Annotated in this window: 31 protein-coding genes; 19 read left to right on the top strand and 12 right to left on the bottom strand. The window is 35.8% G+C overall.

Annotation, left to right across the window (positions count from 1 at the left end; translation table 11 throughout):
* The 4 genes from M3627_RS12830 to M3627_RS12815 all read left to right on the top strand — a co-directional run.
* A partial coding sequence (locus M3627_RS12830; protein ID WP_251556020.1) for a hypothetical protein occupies positions 1-262 on the top strand: 262 nt, incomplete at its 5' end.
* Positions 222-506, top strand: a complete 285-nt coding sequence (locus M3627_RS12825) for a hypothetical protein (protein WP_251556017.1) — start codon at positions 222-224, stop codon at positions 504-506. The genes M3627_RS12830 and M3627_RS12825, both read left to right, overlap by 41 nt.
* A 90-nt stretch (positions 507-596) precedes the next feature.
* Entirely contained in the window at positions 597-1,097 is a 501-nt protein-coding gene (locus M3627_RS12820; protein ID WP_251556015.1) for a nucleotidyltransferase family protein, read from the top strand.
* Between the two features lie 20 nt (positions 1,098-1,117).
* Complete coding sequence (locus tag M3627_RS12815; RefSeq protein WP_251556012.1) at positions 1,118-1,522, top strand: nucleoside 2-deoxyribosyltransferase; 405 nt, start codon at positions 1,118-1,120, stop codon at positions 1,520-1,522.
* Positions 1,523-1,560: 38 nt separating this feature from the next.
* Here M3627_RS12815 and M3627_RS12810 read toward each other — a convergent pair whose 3' ends face one another.
* The 3 genes from M3627_RS12810 to M3627_RS12800 are packed head-to-tail and all read right to left on the bottom strand — an operon-like array spanning position 1,561 to position 2,797.
* On the bottom strand, positions 1,561-1,950 hold the full coding sequence (locus M3627_RS12810; RefSeq protein ID WP_169360787.1) for a hypothetical protein: 390 nt from the start codon (positions 1,948-1,950) through the stop codon (positions 1,561-1,563).
* Between the two features lie 46 nt (positions 1,951-1,996).
* Entirely contained in the window at positions 1,997-2,443 is a 447-nt protein-coding gene (locus M3627_RS12805; RefSeq protein ID WP_251556011.1) for an ImmA/IrrE family metallo-endopeptidase, read from the bottom strand.
* Positions 2,444-2,470: 27 nt separating this feature from the next.
* Positions 2,471-2,797, bottom strand: coding sequence for a helix-turn-helix domain-containing protein (locus M3627_RS12800; RefSeq protein ID WP_169360789.1), 327 nt, complete (start codon positions 2,795-2,797; stop codon positions 2,471-2,473).
* 220 nt (positions 2,798-3,017) lie between these two features.
* On the opposite strand from M3627_RS12800, the gene M3627_RS12795 reads away from it, so the two are divergent.
* Complete coding sequence (locus M3627_RS12795) at positions 3,018-3,212, top strand: hypothetical protein (protein WP_251556010.1); 195 nt, start codon at positions 3,018-3,020, stop codon at positions 3,210-3,212.
* Positions 3,213-3,279: 67 nt separating this feature from the next.
* The gene (locus tag M3627_RS12790) at positions 3,280-3,444 is read left to right on the top strand and encodes a DUF3954 domain-containing protein (RefSeq protein ID WP_251556008.1); all 165 of its coding nucleotides are present in this window, start codon (positions 3,280-3,282) and stop codon (positions 3,442-3,444) included.
* Here M3627_RS12790 and M3627_RS12785 read toward each other — a convergent pair.
* A complete protein-coding gene (locus M3627_RS12785) occupies positions 3,431-3,595 on the bottom strand; it encodes a hypothetical protein (RefSeq protein WP_251556006.1) in 165 nt (54 codons plus the stop codon). The genes M3627_RS12790 and M3627_RS12785 overlap by 14 nt on opposite strands.
* A gap of 70 nt (positions 3,596-3,665) precedes the next feature.
* Between M3627_RS12785 and M3627_RS12780 the strand changes: the two genes are divergently transcribed.
* The 4 genes from M3627_RS12780 to M3627_RS12765 all read left to right on the top strand — a co-directional run bounded on the left by M3627_RS12780 (position 3,666) and on the right by M3627_RS12765 (position 6,069).
* Positions 3,666-4,142, top strand: a complete 477-nt coding sequence (locus tag M3627_RS12780) for an ArpU family phage packaging/lysis transcriptional regulator (RefSeq protein ID WP_251556004.1) — start codon at positions 3,666-3,668, stop codon at positions 4,140-4,142.
* A gap of 562 nt (positions 4,143-4,704) precedes the next feature.
* Positions 4,705-4,998, top strand: a complete 294-nt coding sequence (locus tag M3627_RS12775) for a hypothetical protein (protein WP_251556002.1) — start codon at positions 4,705-4,707, stop codon at positions 4,996-4,998.
* Positions 4,995-5,264, top strand: a complete 270-nt coding sequence (locus tag M3627_RS12770) for a phage holin (RefSeq protein ID WP_251556000.1) — start codon at positions 4,995-4,997, stop codon at positions 5,262-5,264. Before M3627_RS12775 ends, M3627_RS12770 begins: the two co-directional genes overlap by 4 nt.
* A gap of 115 nt (positions 5,265-5,379) precedes the next feature.
* Positions 5,380-6,069 carry an N-acetylmuramoyl-L-alanine amidase family protein gene (locus M3627_RS12765; RefSeq protein WP_169360795.1) on the top strand — a complete coding sequence of 230 codons (690 nt, stop codon included), beginning with the start codon at positions 5,380-5,382 and terminating at the stop codon, positions 6,067-6,069.
* 54 nt (positions 6,070-6,123) lie between these two features.
* Here M3627_RS12765 and M3627_RS12760 read toward each other — a convergent pair whose 3' ends face one another.
* Positions 6,124-6,807: an Rv1352/Rv1906c domain-containing protein gene (locus M3627_RS12760; protein ID WP_251555997.1), complete on the bottom strand. Its 684-nt coding sequence runs from the start codon at positions 6,805-6,807 to the stop codon at positions 6,124-6,126.
* Between the two features lie 326 nt (positions 6,808-7,133).
* On the opposite strand from M3627_RS12760, the gene M3627_RS12755 reads away from it, so the two are divergent.
* On the top strand, positions 7,134-7,370 hold the full coding sequence (locus tag M3627_RS12755) for a hypothetical protein (protein ID WP_251555996.1): 237 nt from the start codon (positions 7,134-7,136) through the stop codon (positions 7,368-7,370).
* Positions 7,371-7,454: 84 nt separating this feature from the next.
* Here the strand turns inward: M3627_RS12755 and M3627_RS12750 are convergent, their stop codons facing one another.
* The 4 genes from M3627_RS12750 to lexA all read right to left on the bottom strand — a co-directional run bounded on the left by M3627_RS12750 (position 7,455) and on the right by lexA (position 10,652).
* A complete protein-coding gene (locus M3627_RS12750; RefSeq protein WP_251555993.1) occupies positions 7,455-8,051 on the bottom strand; it encodes a hypothetical protein in 597 nt (198 codons plus the stop codon).
* Between the two features lie 516 nt (positions 8,052-8,567).
* The gene (locus M3627_RS12745; RefSeq protein ID WP_169360799.1) at positions 8,568-9,155 is read right to left on the bottom strand and encodes a hypothetical protein; all 588 of its coding nucleotides are present in this window, start codon (positions 9,153-9,155) and stop codon (positions 8,568-8,570) included.
* A 174-nt stretch (positions 9,156-9,329) separates the two neighbouring features.
* On the bottom strand, positions 9,330-9,779 hold the full coding sequence (locus M3627_RS12740) for a DinB family protein (protein WP_251555990.1): 450 nt from the start codon (positions 9,777-9,779) through the stop codon (positions 9,330-9,332).
* A gap of 252 nt (positions 9,780-10,031) precedes the next feature.
* The gene (gene lexA / locus M3627_RS12735) at positions 10,032-10,652 is read right to left on the bottom strand and encodes a transcriptional repressor LexA (RefSeq protein ID WP_169360801.1); all 621 of its coding nucleotides are present in this window, start codon (positions 10,650-10,652) and stop codon (positions 10,032-10,034) included.
* Positions 10,653-10,825: 173 nt separating this feature from the next.
* Here lexA and yneA point away from each other — a divergent pair, with 173 nt between their 5' ends.
* From yneA to M3627_RS12705, 6 genes are all read left to right on the top strand, one after another.
* Positions 10,826-11,137, top strand: coding sequence for a cell division suppressor protein YneA (yneA, locus tag M3627_RS12730; RefSeq protein ID WP_251555985.1), 312 nt, complete (start codon positions 10,826-10,828; stop codon positions 11,135-11,137).
* Positions 11,134-11,781: a YneB family resolvase-like protein gene (locus M3627_RS12725; RefSeq protein ID WP_169360803.1), complete on the top strand. Its 648-nt coding sequence runs from the start codon at positions 11,134-11,136 to the stop codon at positions 11,779-11,781. Before yneA ends, M3627_RS12725 begins: the two co-directional genes overlap by 4 nt.
* 65 nt (positions 11,782-11,846) lie before the next feature.
* Entirely contained in the window at positions 11,847-12,080 is a 234-nt protein-coding gene (locus tag M3627_RS12720; RefSeq protein ID WP_169360804.1) for a DUF896 domain-containing protein, read from the top strand.
* An 86-nt stretch (positions 12,081-12,166) separates the two neighbouring features.
* A complete protein-coding gene (gene tkt / locus M3627_RS12715) occupies positions 12,167-14,167 on the top strand; it encodes a transketolase (RefSeq protein WP_169360805.1) in 2,001 nt (666 codons plus the stop codon).
* Positions 14,168-14,316: 149 nt separating this feature from the next.
* On the top strand, positions 14,317-14,538 hold the full coding sequence (locus M3627_RS12710) for a YneF family protein (RefSeq protein WP_144537029.1): 222 nt from the start codon (positions 14,317-14,319) through the stop codon (positions 14,536-14,538).
* 204 nt (positions 14,539-14,742) lie between these two features.
* Positions 14,743-15,276 carry a hypothetical protein gene (locus tag M3627_RS12705; protein WP_169360806.1) on the top strand — a complete coding sequence of 178 codons (534 nt, stop codon included), beginning with the start codon at positions 14,743-14,745 and terminating at the stop codon, positions 15,274-15,276.
* Between the two features lie 146 nt (positions 15,277-15,422).
* On the opposite strand, the gene M3627_RS21065 is transcribed toward M3627_RS12705, so the two are convergent.
* The 3 genes from M3627_RS21065 to M3627_RS12695 all read right to left on the bottom strand — a co-directional run bounded on the left by M3627_RS21065 (position 15,423) and on the right by M3627_RS12695 (position 17,634).
* A complete protein-coding gene (locus M3627_RS21065) occupies positions 15,423-15,542 on the bottom strand; it encodes an NUDIX hydrolase N-terminal domain-containing protein (RefSeq protein ID WP_169360807.1) in 120 nt (39 codons plus the stop codon).
* Positions 15,543-15,768: 226 nt separating this feature from the next.
* The gene (locus tag M3627_RS12700) at positions 15,769-16,728 is read right to left on the bottom strand and encodes an alpha/beta hydrolase (RefSeq protein ID WP_169360808.1); all 960 of its coding nucleotides are present in this window, start codon (positions 16,726-16,728) and stop codon (positions 15,769-15,771) included.
* A 9-nt stretch (positions 16,729-16,737) separates the two neighbouring features.
* Positions 16,738-17,634 carry a hydroxymethylglutaryl-CoA lyase gene (locus tag M3627_RS12695; RefSeq protein WP_251555982.1) on the bottom strand — a complete coding sequence of 299 codons (897 nt, stop codon included), beginning with the start codon at positions 17,632-17,634 and terminating at the stop codon, positions 16,738-16,740.
* Between the two features lie 110 nt (positions 17,635-17,744).
* Here M3627_RS12695 and M3627_RS12690 point away from each other — a divergent pair, with 110 nt between their 5' ends.
* Positions 17,745-18,929 (top strand): acetyl-CoA C-acetyltransferase, encoded by a 1,185-nt coding sequence (locus M3627_RS12690; protein ID WP_353056466.1) that lies wholly within the window; start codon positions 17,745-17,747, stop codon positions 18,927-18,929.
* A 15-nt stretch (positions 18,930-18,944) separates the two neighbouring features.
* Positions 18,945-19,208 carry a YqkE family protein gene (locus M3627_RS12685; protein ID WP_169360811.1) on the top strand — a complete coding sequence of 88 codons (264 nt, stop codon included), beginning with the start codon at positions 18,945-18,947 and terminating at the stop codon, positions 19,206-19,208.
* The last annotated feature ends 16 nt before the right edge of the window (positions 19,209-19,224 follow it).

The raw sequence follows: 19,224 nt of genomic DNA, 5'->3' as shown, positions 1-19,224 counted from the left end.
ATTTAGTCATGTTAAAAATAGACTTTTCCTTTTTGGCTCCCTCGGTAAAGCAGGGGTCAAACAGGTAAAACATAAAAAGGGTGAGGGAGCCAAGAGGCGACCACTTCCTATAGGAAATCCAACAGATCCTCCAGCTGTCCGGATCAACTGGAAATTCTATCGGAAAGAGCTCTTATTACTAATATACGAGCTCTTATTACTAATATACGAGGGGGATGGGAATGGAAATACAATGGATAAATGGTCAATACGTGGAGGATAATAGGATTTTCGATATGGAAATGGAAGTATACGAGTGGTCCGATTCATTGTATGTAGATTTCTTGGATTGCTTAGTAAATAAAAAGAATGTTGGATATGCCACTCCCGATGAAAAGGTGACCGCTAGTCTCAGTGAACTTCTACCAAAATGGGCTGATTACCTAAATGTGAAGGTTGCTGTGCACAGAGATAAAATAAATGTAAACGATATAATTTTATATAGAGTTTGGACTATGAATGATTAAAATGGGAGGAAACCTTTTGTATGAGGATAGATTGTTAGAAACACTAAAAAAAAGCAAATCTATGAGTAGTGTAGTGTATTGAGAGCTCTCATGCAATTAGATCCGCCATTTGAATATTATGTGGGAGCAGGTAGTGTTACAAATACTATATGGAACGAAATATCAGGATATCCACTGGAGTATGGAATTTCAGACATCGACATTGTATATTACGATAAATATAATTTAGATGTACATCATGAAACAAAGCTAAAGAAAGAATTAGAGAGAATTCTTGGTGATTTTTCTTTTAAGTTAGACGTAAAAAATCAAGCAAGAGTTCATTTTTGGTATGAAAGTAAATTTGGATTTCCTATTAAACCATATATGTCGATTGAGACAGCAATTGACAGCTGGCCGACGACAGCGACTGCTATAGGGGTTAGGTTAGAGCATAATGGATTGTACACCATATATTCTCCGTATGGTTTTAATGATTTGTTCTCGATGGTTGTTAGACCTAACAAACTATTAGTTACTCAAGAGATTTATGAGAGCAAATCGACGAAATGGAAAGAAAAATGGCCATTACTAGAAATTATACCTTGGTAATACATAGGGGAGGGGCATACATGAACTTTTATATTGCTTCAAGCTTTCAGAATGTCCGGCAAGTAAGGGAGCTGGCAAAATTACTTAGACAAAAAGGATGGAACCATACATACGATTGGACTGAAAATCAAAAAGCGGAGTCATATGCGTGTCTCGCTGATATCGGTAAAAAAGAGATGAAGGCTGTAAGTGAATCTGAGGTACTGATTGTGATACTTCCAGCTGGAAAGGGTAGCCACATAGAGATGGGGATAGCCTTAGCCTTGGGAAAAAGTATATATTTATTTTCTACATGCAAATCCTCCTATAACTTCGATCAAACAAGTACCTTTTATCACGTAGATGGAGTAAACCGCTACGTGGGAGATTTAAACTCCTTTGCTCAATCTATTTGGATGGAAAATGTGAAGAGCAGTTCAATATAACTCGTTACAGAAATATGGCTGTCAGTAAATAGATAAAATTATGTTACCTTAGGTCGATTGTTAGTAATTAAAAGAACAAGGCCAATGATTAGCGGAAATAAAAACATCCAAATTAGATATTCATTTAAATCATTAGTCATAGGACTATTAAATGAGGTCTTATGTTTAAAATATATAAAAGTTCTATAGGCTGTTATCAAAGCTACAATGCCTAAGTTTATTTTTAGGAATTTATCCGAAAATAATAAGAAGACGACTAGAACGAAGGAAGTAAGTAAAATTAAAAAGAAAAAGGAGTCCAATTCATGCATTTTGTAGTTAATAGGAAAATCAGCTAGCATGATCGCCTTTCTGATAAATATATAAATGAACAAATTGACCAATAAAATGAAGCTTACACACATTCCGATAATACTTTTCAAGTTCATAGGAAGCCTCCTCCTTACATGGGTTCACGTTAGTAGTGTTATACAATCATTTCTTTATGATATTTAAAGGGTCAAAAAACAATTCATAATTTTTATAGTGTATGGAAATCCCATAACGCTGCTTATAAACCTTTAATGCATCATTTAAAAAGCTTGGAGTAATCTCAAGGTGCAAGCAAATTTCTTCTGCAGTCGTATACCCGTGAAGATAACATTCGACTAAATGTTCGAGAGAGACTATTTTTTCGTACCCCCATCTTCTTGCGATTAACTCATGCTTTTGATTGTTAGTATTAGTTAAATCTGTAATGTTACCAACAGTTGTTTCATAATGACCCAGCTCTTCAGCTAAGATGCAATGTTTTTCATAGGAGGACTGTGACTTATTAATTTCAATATTATTGTCATAGTATAGCCCTGAAAGTCCTTTTGGCAAATCCTTTTCTATAATGCAGATTTGTGGATATTCCATCAAAAGCTTTTCATAACTCATGCAAATACACCCCTATAACAAGAGAATTTATTTTCTTTGGGACTTGATAAACTCAATATATTTTTTAATATCTTCCATTTCTTCCTCAGTGACATCCTCATCTATATGCGCTGCTATTGTTACGATGTTTTTTTCTTTTTTAGATTCCAGTGGTGGGAAAAACTCATTAATGGACACATTTAAGATTTTAGCTAGCTCATATAGTATTTCTTGATTGGCCTTCCTTTCTCCTTTTTCATAACGGGAAATAGTTTGTTTGGTCGTATGCAACTTTTCAGCCAATTCTTCTTGGTTCATATTTCTCATGATGCGCCATTTTTTAATCTGTTCTCCTACGTAATTAGTCAGTTCCATATTCTGTTTTTCCTCCTGCATTAGTGATTATTCAATTATATAATAAAGTCACCAAAATGGGAATTAAATTTATGAGTAATGCTATTATACCATTTACAAGTAACCAATATGGTGATATATTATTTCCACAAGTTAGCTTAAGCATTTTTGTTAAGTATCGGAATAAAAAATTTTAAGTTAAAGTCACCAAAATGGTTACTTTAATGGAGGGAGAACTAATATGAAGAAAGACGCCTATTTGTTAGATGTATGGTATTTCAATGATGGAAAGCTGAAGGATCCTTATGAAATGTGGTTTGTCGTTTCAAAAAGTAGGGGGTATGAGGAATATCTTAAAGTAAAGGAACAGTCGAGGGAGACAAAATTTAATCACTATCATAAAAGCCTGCTAGCAAGTATGTTTGGTAGTTGGTAATAAGGATCTTTGAATAAATCATTCTGTTGATAAGCCTGCCATAGTTAGAGGAAGGGAGGAGATATGTATGAAAAGTAAAGAGAAGAGTCAAGAGGAACAAGCCGTATGTCTGATTAAGGACGGAAAGATGAAGTTAGTGGAAAGCCCGCAGTATGGGTTCGGTAAACAAATTATCACTTGGCAAAATGGAAAACCTACTCATATCGAGATTCAATCAACTAAAAGAATATAATCGTTACTGGAATAACCAGGACACAAACTTGAATCCAAGTTTTGTGTCTTTTTTTATTGTCTAGCTCCGGTGGCCGAGGAGCTGCCTCCTCGCATTTCTCCATTTGCCTGTCGGGGCAGACATAGGCGATTGCGCTTTTCTTGATTAGCATGATTTCTTTTTTTAGACGAGTCCAGCAGAAAAATGATAATGATTTTACTATTTTAAAGGAGGTATTTAATATGAACTCACTAATAGATTCTAAAAAGACCAAAAAGGCAGTAGAACGTTCTATTGCAGAATTCAGGATGTATTTGCTTCAATCTTCTCTTGATAAAATGCCTACTATCACAACTCAATATTCTCTCGTCCCTCCCTCAGGGGGTTTTAATGGATCATCCACAGAAAAATCTGCTTTGAAAAATGTTGATTATGCAAGAAAAAGAGAAAAAGTGATGGAGAAAATAATAAGTGCGGTTAATAGATTATCCTATAAAGAAAGATCAATTATCACGATGAAATATTTTGGTAAGGAAGAGGTGTATGATTATGAAGTTTACACCGAACTGCATCTGTCTCATCGTCAGTATTACCGTATTAAAGCATCTGCCTTTCAGAATCTTGCAATAGCTATGGACATAGTTGTCTGGAAAGAAAAGAGGGAGAGTTTAAATAATGAGTTGCGTCTTTTAAGCAGTGAAATAGAATGGCACTTTTAAGGCACACTATTTTGTTTGAAGTATGATTTAATATAACCTATAGAATGTTTGATACTTTGGGGGGATGATAGATTTTTAGAAATAATTATCTTGTTGAATTTTGACTAAAAATTTAGCTTTTATCATGACCGTAACCAGTACAAAGGTACAATTCAAATGTGATCAGAGTAAGCTATTCTTTTCTTTTTATGTAAGATAATTTTATAAATGGATTCTATGAATGAAGCTTGCGTTCCCCATTTATTGATTGGAGCGACAGACGGCGACTCCTGTGGGATGAGTGAGACAGTTAAAACATCACATCCGCGCGCGTAAGCGACGGGTGATGGCTTAACGCTCACCCCCCGGGAAAGCGTCCGGCTGGCGCGGAAATCAATTCTGCTTTCTGATATAGAAATTTTTTTGAAATCCTTCCACAAAAGATGGCACATTGATGGCACAAATTTTCGATATTAATATGTTTTAATATAAACTAGGAAGAGATAAAAAAAATAACGGAGAAACAAAAAGGACGTTCCTATTTTGGGAACGTTCTTTTTCTTTCCCCAAAAGGAGTGAGGGAATGGAATTATTTATCGGGATGGGATGTACAGTATTAGGTTTTTTTGTAGGATTGCTCACTTATAGCCGCAACAGAGACAAGGATGTGAAGGCGGAGGCAGCTAGAACTGCGGTAATTGAAACAAAGCTCGATACGATCAGCAGGGGAGTGGAGGTAATTCAAAGAGAAATAAAGGCGCTGGAAAAGCAACGGGAGATTTTATCGGAAAGATTAACTCGAATGGAAGAAGGTACTAAACTAGCGAACAAACGGATTGAAGAATTGTCCCTCATACAGGAGGTGGCAAATGTATGAACATTAACTGGAAGGTTCGTTTGCAAAATAAGATTTGGGTCATGGGCTTCCTTTCCCAATTGTTTATTTTAACAGAACTTTTGCTTATAGCTTTCAAACATCTAAAGATTACAGAATATACTTTATCTCATGAACTAGAGACGTGGGTGCTAGCGGTTGTAAATGTAGTGTTTGGTCTGTTTTCTATGATTGGGTTGGTACAAGATCCTACGACACAGCATTTATCTGATAGTAAAAGAGCATTAACATATAGAAAACCAAATTGAGCTGCCCTCTATGGGTGGCTCTTTTTATTGAAAGGGGTGATTCCATTGGTGTAGTAAAAGGTAAGAAAAAATGTCTTTGATAAAAAAACAAAAAAATTAGAAGAGGTGATTGATTATGGTAAAAATTTTTATTGATCCAGGTCATGGAGGAACAGATCCAGGAGCAGTGGGGAATGGCTTACAGGAGAAAAATTTAACGCTGCAAATTGCGACACGTGTAAAAAATATCCTTTTGGCAGAATACAACAATGTAAGTATTTTGATGAGTCGGACGGGAGACTCATTTTTGTCTTTACAGGAGCGCACGAACCAAGCAAATGCTTGGGGAGCAGATTATTTCGTTTCAATTCATATTAATGCTGGAGGTGGGACAGGCTATGAGGATTATATATATCCAGGTAGCGGCTCTCCTACTACTACGTATCAAACGAATATTCACTCTGAAATATTGAAGCTTGTTAATTTTTCGGATAGAGGAAAGAAAACAGCTAATTTCCATGTCCTACGTGAATCGAATATGCCTTCGATTCTTACAGAAAACGGGTTTATTGATAATGCCAACGATGCAGCTAAGCTCAAGACTTCCTCTTTCATTGAATCTTTAGCTAGAGGTCATGTAAATGGTATCGTAAAGTCCTTTGGGCTTCCTAAAAAGGCTACAGCTGTTTATCACACGGTTGTAAGCGGAGACACTGTCTATGGACTTAGCCAAAGATACGGTAGTACAGTTCTGCAGATAAAAGATTGGAATGGTCTTGACTCCAATTATACGATTTATGTTGGTCAAGTATTAAGAGTAAAATAAAAAGGATGCATCAAATAGAAAAAGCGTGGGTATTTACTCCACGCTTTTCTTCATCTACTTTGTATTTATGATGACTCCTTGCAGCTTCAAATACTGACCATCTGAAACAGTTAGATAAGTATCAGCTTGTACATTTTCATTCGTTACGATATCTTCCAGCTGATGAGAGCTGCTCTTAGATACTTCGTAATAACCTAATTCAGCATCAGTACCTAATGTGATTTTATATTCTCCGGCAGGGAGATCTTTTCCAATCTTATACATACCATCCGTGTAGACACCATCTTCTGGAATAACTGAAGGTGCCTGGTCCACCGCATACATTTCTCCATCCTGGAATTTAAAATATTCTCCATCTTTAAGAGTCACATAGGAATTTGCACCCTTACTTAAGTTATCGTTAAAAATAATACTTTCCAATGCTCCGGAGCTATCTTTAGAGCTCTCGATATACGTGTAGCCTTTTGCAAACACTATATATTCTCCAGCTGGAATATCGGTCCCAACCTTGTAAGTCCCCGATTTAATCTTCCCGTCATCATTCTTTTTGGTTTCCACTTTTTCCTCTGTAGGTTTGTCAGAGGTAGTAGTATCATCCGTTTTGTTTGTAGTTTGATCAGTTGCGGTATCATTTGTAGCGTCTTCATCTCCGCCACCTGTAGTTAATACAATGATTATAATAATGACAATTACCCAGAACCACCATTTTTTATAAAAAGGCTTTTTTGACTTTCCCATATATTTCTCCACCAATCATAAGAAAAGATTTGTTTAAACATTAAGAGGTTGCCCAATAATGTTATTTTTTATGAGTTATGACAGAGATTTAATTACTAAAAAAGGAAAGATAAAGGAGTTCATTGTTAGAAAGGAGAATAGTGTATGAAGACGTGGCGAGAATAAAATTATTTTGGTGATTTTCTAACAGGGGATATATGAAGTGTCTACTTCTATAGATTAGGGGGAGAAAGATACATTCCACAAAAAATATTATGCGTAAATAAATATCGTAGCAGGTGGTGTAAAAGGTTCATCAGGAATGGTACAAGTGAAGAGGTGTATTGATGTTTAAAAAAATAAGAGTAACCTTGTTGGTATGTGCAATTGTTTTTGGTGTTTTAGATTTACTAACCGAACTGAATTTATTACCGTTTATGGCGTTGTTCATAGGTGCAAATTGTTTTCTATTAGGGTTAAACGATTTAAAAAAAGAGAACAAAGCATTTATGGGTTATACATTTATGATGATCTCTTTGATACTAGTTTTAATGGCTATAATCAGTTTATTTAAACCTTATTAAAATAAGTTTGTACTATATTAAAAAATGAGCTTGGCAAAATGTTTACCAGCCCATTTTTTATGTTCTTTCTTTGTTATAGCTATATTAATCTATTCCATATTCCTTGATGAGTGTCTCCATTTTTCTGCCGAACTCACGATCCAATTTTCGTACTTCATTTAAAATTTCATTTGCTTTTGTGATTTTATCGGGATCGTTGGCATCCATACCGGCTGCAACCTCACTAAATGCAATGTGCTGCTTGCTAATGGCATCTATTAGTAACTCATGGGTAGCTGCAATATCATCATTAGGGGGAATGATTGCTTCTATGTTTTCTAGTACAAACATATTTTGGGGCAGTATTTCTTCATAAATGGCAGTAGCAAATGTATAGCTATCGATTTCACCATTTGATGCACCCATTCTAAGTTCATCCCACTGTACCGCTAAGTCAGATACCTGCATATAAGCGTCTCGTACATCATCGACATAATACTGTATCAATTCCTTGTCAGCTGTCACAACTTCTGTTTTCTCTTCTTCCTTCGTAACTTCTTTTTCTACTTTAGTTTCAGGCTCTTCTTCCTTTTTGACGACTTCCACCGATTCTTTCTCGGGCTTTGCTTCCTTTGAAGATGGAGAACAGGCAGTCACTCCTAGAATAAGGGAAAGTAACCCTATCATGAACCATTTCTTCATTTTATTAACCCCTTCCTGTAATTGGAAAGTACTATATTTTTAGTACACGGATCTTTCATACATCTATTAAACGGGCTAACAAATGCGATGCCAGGGAAGGACATACTGCGACCTTCCTAAGCTGATTTCTTTTTATTTTCGATGAATAAAAAATCACTTACTTAATATATTCAGATGAAAAAATGAAGTCACTGCTATTTGGTTAATGATCGCTTGTAAAATAGCTTTTGTGCGTTGGTAATAGGATGTTTTAAGGGGATATAAAAATATATAGATGAGTATTTTCTTAAATAGCAAAATCCTGATTAAACGCTAACATTTACAAATAAGTGATTGTAGCGGCAGGTCACGACATCAGGATGATGGCTTAACCTGAACAACTGAAAGCGTCTGTCAGAAATATATTCACTAAGATGTTATGAAAAAGGGAAGGAGGTTCTTTGGAAACAAAAAAAGATGGACATGAATATATCATGCCATCTTAATGTCTTTTGGTGTATGTGATTTTTTTACGAATCAATCTATATTATATTCAAGTAGTAAATTCTCCATCTCTCTTCCAAATTCGCGATCAAGTTTTCTTACCTCACTCAAAATTTCGTTCGCCTTGGTCATTTTATTGGAATCGTATGTGTCCATAGCAGTAGCAACCTCACTAAATGCTATATGCTGTTTATTGATTGCGTCTATGAAAAGTTCATGGGTACGAGCAATTTCATCATTCGGAGGGACTATTGCTTCAATTACTTCAATAATAGCCATGTTTTGGGGTAACAAATCTGTTCTAATTACTTCAGCGAATTCTGGAGGAGTTACCTCTCCTGTGGAGGAGCCTATTCTTAAAGCATCCCACTGAGCTCCTAAATTAGTAGTCTCCATATAAATTTCCCTAACTTCCGTGACATACGTTTCAACGGCTTCTCGATCTTTAAAATTTTCAGGTACTTTAGTAGATACCATTTCTGCCTCTGTTTTACTAGCTTTAAGTTCTATTGGTCGTTTTTCCTTGTCAGCTATTGGGGGAGTAACCTCTTCATTTGAATTACAGGCAACTAAGTAAATAGTGCACGAAAGTAAAAATAATAATTTTAGTCCTTTCCTCATATTTTCTCTCCTTTTCTTATTTGGGTTATAACACACATGGATGGAAGGTTTTTCTTGAACTATAAAACTTTACCCTTCACCTTAAGAAGAAAAACCAAAAAAGGAGAAAATTGTATAAAATAAATGAAAAATAGAGTATTTAATATTTTTCATTAGAAATGTATGTAATAGTTGTTAGAATAATGGTTTTTCAAATTGGTTCAGATGGGCAATCACAGCTAGTTGACCAATATGGTAGGCCTCATGACCATACACATGCTGAAATACCCAACGAATTGTCGGAACTGATGGAGGGATCCACCCATCTGAAAATGATGGCACGTCTATAAGTTGCTCAAATTGTAAAACATCCAAAGAGTTAAGAATAAAATCAGTTTCCATTCTGATTTCCTCGTAAGCTGTTAAGATTTCTCGAGGTGGTGAATAAGCATCAACAGTAACTTTAGGTTTCTTTTTAAAAGCTATTTCATTGATCCAGAAATCCTCACTTGTGGCTATATGAGATACTACCCAGGCTACATTATTAGAGTAATTAGGGTGAACTTTCACCCAATTTTCTTCAGACAAATTTTTAAGGTAAGGTATTAAGGTTTTTCGAAAATCGTTACGATAAGGAAATTGCAATTTGAATCTTCCTTTCCACGGTTAGTAGATTATGATTCTCTTTTGTTAAGTTCTTTCATAAAAAGACGAGGGGGAAGTGTAGACTTAAGGTGTAAAAGCAAGATAAGAAATTATTAGTAAAAACAAAACCCCCTCACATATAAATGTGAAGGGGTTTTTCGATGATCTAAACAGAAATGTCCACTTTCTAGTTTAGATATGATATCGGCTCTACGTAATCATACTATGATACGGAAATAAGTCAAGAGATTATTAGTGGATATGTCGGTAAACTCCAACTACTTTTCCTAAAATCGAAACTTGGTTCACAATAATAGGGTCCATAGTCGAGTTTTCTGGTTGTAATCTAAAATATGTTTTTTCTTTAAAGAACCGTTTCACAGTAGCTTCGTCGTCCTCAGTCATTGCAACTACAATATCCCCATTATTAGCAGATTGTTGTTGTTTAACCACAACATAATCTCCATTCAAGATTCCAGCTTCAATCATACTGTCACCCATAATTTCTAACATGAATAGATGGTCGTCCGATGTACCAAACGTTTCAGGTAAAGGAAAGAATTCTTCAACATTTTCAATAGCTGTTATAGGCATACCGGCAGTAACTTTACCAACCAAAGGTACATGCACAACACCCTGTCTTTCCACAGAAACTTCCAAACCGTCCAATATTTCAATAGCGCGTGGTTTTGTAGGATCTCTCCGAATTAACCCTTTACTCTCTAATCTTGCTAAGTGACCATGCACTGTAGAGCTTGAGGCAAGTCCAACAGCCTCGCCAATTTCACGTACGGAAGGTGGATAGCCTTTTTTACGAACCTCTTCTTTTATAAAAGCTAAAATATCTTCCTGTCTTTTCGACGCTTTCTTCAATGAGTTCACCTCTTTTAGTAATAAATTACCTACTATATTAATACTTGTTAATAGTATAACAGTGTCCTATACAATATGCAAACATAGGTTCTAAAATATGTTGACAAAAACAAATGTTCGCATTAGTATTAAATTATAGATACGAACAAACATTCTTATTTGGAGGTTTTAACATGAATTGGGTAAAAAACAATTATTTTTTAGCGTTATTTTTAGGACTTAATCTAATTTTCATAACAACTATGGCTATTACACATACAATCTCGGCAGAAAAAGATTACGAAATTCATATAGAACAAGGAGATTCCCTTTGGGGACTTGCTAGTAAATATGGAATAAAAGATTCAAAAGAAGACTGGATAAGTAAAGTTATCGAAATGAATAATTTATATGATACCTCTATTAAACCAGGAGATGTTATAATAATTCCAAAGGTAAGTGAGAACTATCACTTAAATTATGGAACAGAGGTAGCAGGAGAATGAAATCAGTTATTTATTGTCGGGTAAGTACAGACAAGTCTACTCAAGAAACTTCACTAGAGAGACAAGAAGAAGAGTTAGTAGATTTTGCAACAAAACAAGGTTATGAGGTTTCTCAAGTATTCTTAGACCAGCATAGTGGGTACGATGTGGAGAGAGATGGCCTACTAGAAATGCTTAATTATGTGAAGGAAAATGATATTAAAGCTGTATTTGTCCAAGATGAAACTAGAATCGGCAGAGGAAATGGGAGAATGGCAGTCCTTCATATGCTGCAGAAAACGAATACTACAGTATTTACATTGCAAGATAAAGGGATATTAAACCTTAATGAAATGGATTCTATGCTTTTAGAAATTCTTGCCCTAGTTGAGGAGTATCAACGCAAAATTCACAACGCCAAAATTAAACGTGGGATGAAACGAGCAATCTCGCAAGGTTATAAGCCAGAAAAAAATTTAAAAACTCGAGGGAATCCTGAAGGAAGAGATCGTATAGATATACCAGTTGATGAAATAGTCCGGTTAAGAAATGCAGGACTAACTTATGAGGAAATTACATCCACTCTCAAAGGGTTAGGATTTCATATAAGTAAAGCTACCGTACATAGAAGATATATTGAATATAAAGAAGCACACGAAGAGTAAAGACTTGCACTTCGTGTGTTTTTTTCATACCTTTATATAAGAGATAGCTGAAAGGATGAAATTAAATGTTAAGTAAAGAAAAATTAGCACGTATAAACGAGCTGTCAAAGAAATCTAAGTCTAGTGGATTATCTATTGAAGAGGCAAAAGAACAAAGTGCACTACGCAAAGAATATTTGGAAACGTTTAGAGCGACGATGAGAGATACAATTGAACATGTGAAAGTTATTGACCCTTCTGGAAATGATGTAACGCCAGAAAAGGTTCAGCAAGCAAAAAAGGGTAAATTTCTGAATTAACTAATCATTTTAGAAACCTTGATAATACAGAGATTGTTGTCTACACTAATAATATAGAAAAAAATTTGTTCGAGAGGATGTCATTCATGTCATTACAATCAGATTTATTAGCAATTACGACTATACGTACTCTTTCTATCGATGCAATCGATAAAGCAAACTCTGGTCACCCTGGTCTTCCAATGGGGGCTGCACCAATGGCTTATACGTTATGGACAAAACATTTACGCCACAACCCGAGCAACCCTAATTGGTTTAACCGCGACCGCTTTGTTTTATCTGCTGGTCATGGCTCTATGCTGTTATACAGCTTGCTACATCTTGGTGGATATGATCTTCCAATGGAAGAGATTAAAAACTTCAGACAGTGGAACTCTAAAACTCCCGGACATCCAGAATTCCGCCACACTGCTGGGGTAGAAGCAACTACTGGTCCATTAGGACAAGGAATTGGTATGGCTGTAGGTATGGCAATGGCCGAGGCTCATTTAGCTGCCACTTATAATAAAGAAGGACACTCTGTTGTTGATCACTATACGTACGCGTTATGTGGCGATGGGGATTTAATGGAAGGTGTAGCTGCTGAAGCTATTTCACTAGCAGGCCACTTGAAGTTAGATAAATTAATCGTATTGTATGATAGTAATGATATTTCATTAGATGGAGATTTACATAAATCTTTCTCTGAAAATATAGCTAAGCGTTTTGAATCTTATGGATGGAATCATATATACGTAGAAGATGGAAATGACATCGAAGCTATTTCTGCTGCTATCGATAAAGCTAAATCACAAAATGATAAACCAACAATCATCGAAGTTAAAACAGTAATTGGTTTTGGTTCTCCAAACCGATCTGGTAAAGCAGATGCACATGGTATGCCACTTGGAAAAGAAGAATCTCTTTTAGCTAAAGCAGAATATAAATGGTTATTCGAGGAAGATTTCTATGTTCCAGAGGAAGTATACGAGACTTTCAAGGAAGCTGCAGAACGTCAAGGCGTTCAAGAAGAAGCATCTTGGAATGATAAATTTGCAGCATATGAAAAAGAATTCCCAGAATTAGCAGCAACTTTAAATCAAGCGATTAAAGGAGAAATGCCTGCAAACTTTGCAGATGCTCTTAAATCATATGAAGAAGGTTCTTCACAGGCAAGTCGTGCTGCTTCAGGAGAAGCAATTAACGCAATTGCTCAGAATCTACCTTCTTTCTTTGGAGGAAGTGCTGACTTAGCTGGTTCTAACAAAACTACTATTAAAAATGCTGGCGATTTCTCTGCTGAAAACTATGCAGGCAAAAACATCTGGTTTGGAGTACGTGAATTTGCAATGGGAGCTGCACTTAACGGTATGGCATTACATGGTGGTCTTCATGTATTTGGCGGTACATTCTTCGTATTTAGTGATTATGTTCGACCAGCAATTCGTCTATCTGCCTTAATGGGATTACCAGTTACTTATGTATTTACACATGACAGTATTGCAGTAGGAGAAGATGGTCCAACTCATGAGCCAGTTGAGCACTTAGCATCACTAAGAGCGATGCCAGGTCTATCAGTTATACGACCAGCTGATTCGAACGAAACTGCTGAAGCATGGAAGCTAGCTGTTTCTTCTAAAGATCAACCGACTGTATTAGTTCTATCACGTCAAAATCTACCAACACTAAAAGGTTCTGTGGAACAAGCAAGTGAGGGAGTTGCAAAAGGTGCTTATGTCGTTTCTCCAGCAGAAAATGCAGAAGGTATCTTACTTGCAACAGGTTCAGAGGTTGGACTAGCAGTAGAAGCTCAAAAAGCTTTAGCGGCAGAAGGAATTCAAGTTTCTGTAGTTTCTATGCCTTCATGGGATAGATTTGAAAAACAAGATGCGGCATATAAAAATGCAGTACTACCTTCTAATTTAACAAAACGTCTTGCGATTGAGATGGGATCTTCTCTTGGTTGGCATCGTTATGTTGGATTCGAAGGGGACGTAATTGCAATCGATACATTCGGTGCAAGTGCTCCTGGTGAAATCGTTATGAAAGAATACGGATTTAATGTAGAAAATGTTGTTTCTAAAATGAAAAACTTACTACAAAAATAATATTCTTATGTGCAATTCGAATACTTGGTCTTAAAAGTATTCGAATTGCTATTTTTTAAAAGAAATTATATAGAATGCCTAGCCAATTTATAGTATAATTTCAATTGGTGTCTTGTACACGTAGAGAAGTTGGTAAAGGAGGAAAAACATTGGATACTTGGATATGGGTTGTTATAGTAATTGTTGCTTTAATCGGTGGTGTTGTAATTGGATTTTTTGCAGCACGTCAATATATGATGAAATATTTGAAAGAAAATCCACCAATCAACGAACAAATGCTACGTATGATGATGGCACAGATGGGTCGTAAACCATCCGAAAAACAAGTGAAACAAATGATGAACCAAATGAATAAAATGCAAAATAAATAATAAAGACACTTAGCAAAGTGCTTTCTGACTATAGACAACTCATTTATATTTGAGTTGTCTATAGTCTTTTTTTATGAACAATCGGGCCAAATTATAGAATATTGTAGTTGAAACTTAATATTGCTTAAATCGTAATAAGTATTAGAGTGAGGGATATAAAAAATGTATAACTATGAATAAGCCACTGAGAAAGGTGAGATACAAATGAAACAATATCAATTCACTGATGTGTTATACATGAAAAAAAAGAATGTTATTCAAGTGGAAAACAGGGAGAAAGAAAGTGTTGGAACCATTGAAGAAGCAGATATTTTAAGATGTGAAAAGGGAAGTGTAGTGTCATTTACTGCTCACAAGGGATCCGAAGTTAAGATCGGGATTAAAAAACGAAATATCAAAAACTTTCTAGTTGCTACATACATCATTGAAACAGAAGAGAAGACCTATTTTTTGAAAGATAAGCAAGGGAATAGCCTACTCTACTTTTGTGTTATAGGAAATATTGATGAACAAGACATACGAATTGAGGAAAATTGGAGCAACGAGATAGAAGTGAAAATAAATCAAATTCATATCGCTACTATTAAACCAAATGAATTCACGCTTAAAACAACTATACTCACTGAGGACCACATTTGCGAATCATCTTTACTTTTTGCTGTTATTATTTTGATGTACTTTATGTATAAAATTTATATGAATGAATCCGAATCCTTTGAAAATATATTTTTTGATTAATACGGGTACATCTAGGTACTCAAGTATAATCTTAAACTCTTAATATAGAAGCATTCAATTGGGTTCATTGTAGTAAAGGTGTTACTCTGCGTATCGAGTAATGTCGAACGTTATTTACAAATCCAATAATGCTTTTCTTAATTTCGCTAATTCAAAGTACTCTGCATCATTTCATACCTTTCAATATCATACGGATTATGTGTATATTCTATCCCGAACTGAGCTGTCGAGCGAACATGTTCTAATAACTTTAATTTATTTTCCATATATAATCCTCGTCTTATTAATGCAAAATCCCCAATTGATATAACTCCTTTTATTACATTGTTAAAATAGAATATTTTTCTTATACTATCTAAAAACCAAATGGAAATGATTTCAAAGCTTCTAGCGGACGTTTTCCATGAAATGAGCGTTAAGATCCAGCTACATTAAAAGAAGATGACCCAAGTATTAAAGGTCATCTTCTTTATCTGTTAGAAATATTTAGAATCAGTTATTCGTAAAAGTTTGTATCGGATTCTCTTCTCCTAGCAGGTCATATTGCTTTAAGAAATCTGAGACGATTTCCTCATATTCCTTGCTGTTCTCATTAAACGATTTAGCATGAGCCCCAATATCAAATAGCTTTAACATCTTTGGACCTCTTTTCTTTTCATATAAGTCCTCAGTCATTTTCGGTAGTATAAAATCGTCCTCCAGGCTATGAATAAATAGGACAGGCTTTTCAATTTTGTCTACTACATCAATGGGGGATACCAAATTCAGGGTGTACCCATCTCGAAACTTTAAGAAAAAATTTGCAAATCGGATTGCTAAGCTTGAACGAAGAGGGGTTGTTTGAGTCATAATGTGATACACTTGCTCTTCAAAGTTGGAAAATGCACAATCGGAGATATAGAAATCTGCATCATCCACAATGGAACCAGCATAGAGAAGGGTGGTGGCTGCGCCCATGGATTCTCCATGTATACCAATAACTGCATTTTCACCTGCCCTTTCTCTAACGGCTTCCACAATAGCCTGTAAATCCATTTTTTCATAGTAACCGAAGCTTGTCGTTTTTCCACCAGAATCCCCATGTCTACGGTGGTCATATACAACACTATTAAATCCCAGTCGTTCAAACATCCTAACAAATCTAAGTGAATTGATCTTGTTCTCTGTAACGCCATGACAAATAATAACGTAGTTACTCGTTTCTAATGGCTCGATGAAAATCGCTTTAAGTGAGTATCCGTTTTTCGAGGGGATCCATCGCTCTAATTTATTTACTGCTGTATACCAAGCTTCATCAAATCGTTTGGATGTAAGCTCCCGGTTATAAATAAAATCATCTTCTTTTTTCTTCATATACATAAGTTTGTTTGTAAGAAAAAAGCCGAATATAGTAGCAACAGCAGAAATAATACTTGTAAAAATACTCGTCCAAACAATTACTCTTTTTCTCAAGGTCAACACCTACTTGCTTTTAAATAGTTTATACATACCTGTTTCAATTGGTCTGGACACATAAGGAGAAATTATGTCGACAGCGTTTAATAATTCATCTATGTCGATATTGGTGGTAATATCCATTTTATGTAGCATATTCACGACATCCTCAGTTGCTACATTGCCTGTTGCACCCGGCGCAAAAGGACAACCTCCTAAACCACCAGCCGAAGTATCAAATCGAGATACACCTGCTTGTAACGCTGCAAATATATTGGCAATACCCATTTTGCGAGTATCATGAAAATGGGCAGTAATTAATGTATGAGGAAACTCATTTATTAACGTATGGAAAAGTGCGTAGCTTTCTTTTGGATTCGCCATTCCAATAGTGTCCGCCACGCTAAGCTCTTGTACACCCCATGACACAAATTCCTTACATAGTTCAGTTACTTTTTCCGGATCGACTGCACCCTCAAAAGGACAATAAAAAGCAGTGGAAATACATGCACGGACAAAATATCCGTCTTCTATTAATTTTTCTACAAGAGGCTTTAATTCATTCATACTTTCTCTAGTAGTTTTGTTAATATTTTTTTTATTAAAGCTATCTGAAACGCCTACAAAAACAGCGACACTTTTAGCTCCATTTTCCAATGCTAGGTCTATTCCTTTTTTGTTTGGTGTTAGTACAAATTGTCTACCCACTTTTTTCACATTTGTAACAATTTCTTTTGCATCAGTCATTTGTGGTACCCATTTAGGTGACACAAAGGAGCTTAGTTCCATTTCCTCTACACCGGCTTTTTGAAGTTGCTCGATAAATAACAGCTTTACGTCAGTTGGTACTACATTTTTTTCATTTTGTAGACCATCCCGTGGACCTACCTCGATAATTGTCACTTTTTTTGGTAAACTATACATATTCATCCCTCCCTCTTTTATTGTAAAGAAAGGTTGGTTGAACAAGCAAATTTTAAAATTTTTGTTTCATAGTTTTATTGAAAATAGGGGATATGAAGGAGGAAATTCACGTGACAAATGAAGTTGTAATTGTAAGTGCAGTTAGAACTGCTATTGGTTCTTTTCAAGGTGCACTAAAGGATGTTCCGGCAACAAAGCTTGGAGCAATTGTAATTGATAAGGCTTTAGAAAAAGCTGGAGTTTCTAAGGAATCAGTGGATGAAGTAATCATGGGGAATGTGCTTCAGGCTGGTCTTGGACAAAACCCTGCTAGACAGGCTTCTATACAAGCAGGTTTACCACAATCCGTTTCGGCTTTAACTATAAATAAAGTATGTGGTTCAGGTCTTAAAGCAATACATTTGGCAACACAAGCGATTATTGCTGGAGATGCAGATATAGTTGTTGCTGGTGGTATGGAGAATATGAGTCAAGCTCCATATCTATTAAAAAATGCTAGAGAAGGGTTCCGAATGGGCGATCAAAAAGTAGTAGACAGTATGGTTTCTGATGGTTTATGGTGTGCTTTTAACGATTACCATATGGGAATAACGGCAGAAAATCTTTGTGACCGCTATGACATTTCACGTGAGGAGCAGGACAAATTTTCTGCTCGGTCTCAAGCAAGAGCAGCAGAAGCTGTAGAGACTGGCAAGTTTAAGGATGAAATAGTTCCTGTTGAGATTCCTCAAAGAAAAGGCGAGCCTGTTATCTTTGATAAGGATGAATATCCGAAAAAAGGGTCAACAGAGGAAAAGCTAGCTGGTTTGCGTCCTGCTTTTAAAAAGGACGGTTCAGTTACGGCTGGAAATGCTTCGGGTATTAACGACGGCGCAGCAGCTGTTGTCGTAATGTCCAAACAAAAGGCTGAAGAACTAGGCTTAAAACCATTAGCTACAATTCTTGCTAATGCATCTGCTGGAGTAGATCCAAGCGTGATGGGAATTGGACCTGTGGAAGCAGTGAAAAAAGTGTTGAATAAATCAAAACTATCCTTAAGTGATATCGAGCTAATTGAAGCAAATGAAGCTTTTGCTGCTCAATCTATAGCAGTAGATAGAGAGCTTGCCTTCAATCATGATATACTAAATGTAAATGGTGGAGCAATTGCTTTAGGTCATCCAATCGGTGCGAGTGGTGCTCGAATTTTCGTTACTTTACTTCATGAAATGGAGAAAAGAGATGCTAAAACGGGGCTTGCGACACTTTGCATAGGTGGAGGACAAGGAGTAGCCACTATTGTGAAACGCTCATAAAGTAGGTGAATAATATTGGCTAAGAAGAAACAAAAAAGACAGCAACAGCCTAACTTTAAATCTTCAGCTGTAAAAGAAGATGGGAATTCTCTTTCAGATCAGCTTTCTATGGATGTGCTTGCTAAGTTAAAAGAAACTAAGAAGCAATTAGTAACAGCTGAGCAAGAGAAGGAAGAAGAAAGACAGGCACAGCTTGCTTTTGAAAAGAAACAAAAAGAAAAAAACAAATCCTTCGAAGAATTGCTCGATGAGTATGGCTTTGGTGGTTCTAAGTTCTAAAAAAAATGAATGGCCC

Source organism: Psychrobacillus sp. MER TA 171 (genome assembly GCF_023713305.1).
Classification (GTDB): domain Bacteria; phylum Bacillota; class Bacilli; order Bacillales_A; family Planococcaceae; genus Psychrobacillus.
Note: the sequence above shows the minus strand (reverse complement) of the source record. Positions and strands in the feature narration are given on the sequence as shown.